Annotated in this window: 1 tRNA gene; it reads left to right on the forward strand. The window is 42.9% G+C overall.

From position 1 onward, the window contains the following. The first annotated feature begins 239 nt into the window (after positions 1-239). Positions 240-315, forward strand: a tRNA-Ala gene (locus LMF89_RS25465). Positions 316-653 lie beyond the last annotated feature (338 nt).

The raw sequence follows: 653 nt of genomic DNA on the forward strand, positions 1-653 counted from the left end.
TCGTAACAAGGTAGCCGTATCGGAAGGTGCGGCTGGATCACCTCCTTTCTATGGAGATTTGAATTCTTGAAATACAGGATTCTAATCCAAGGTCGACACATCTGGATTATATACTAGACGGAGCTTATGTGCTTGCTGTAGTATTATAAATCTACTTACATTGCTTAGTTTTGAGGGAATACAGAAACATGCCTGTTGAATAAAGTAAGCAGGCATGATAATATATATCCTCATATAGTGGGGGATTAGCTCAGCTGGGAGAGCACCTGCCTTGCACGCAGGGGGTCAACGGTTCGATCCCGTTATCCTCCACCATTTTTTATGTTCTTTGAAAACTGCACAGAAGAAAGCAACGTAATAATTCTAATAGCAATATTAGGGTGATTACCGAGCATGTTAGGATTAATTTTGAATGTATATTTCGGCGTTAAACCCGAATATACACAAACCACAGGTTGACAAGAAATAGTTAGATGCTAGGAACGCCGAGGACAAGAGTGAGTCGTACGTCTGTACGTCGAACGAATGCCCACAGAAGTGACAACGCAGATGACTGTTTATTGACAACCGACGTAACAAGACAATAAGTCAAGTTATGAAGGGCATACGGTGGATGCCTTGGCGCCAAGAGCCGAAGAAGGACGGGGTAAGCT

The sequence above is a fragment of the Pelosinus baikalensis genome (genome assembly GCF_020819555.1).
GTDB lineage: Bacteria > Bacillota > Negativicutes > DSM-13327 > DSM-13327 > Pelosinus > Pelosinus baikalensis.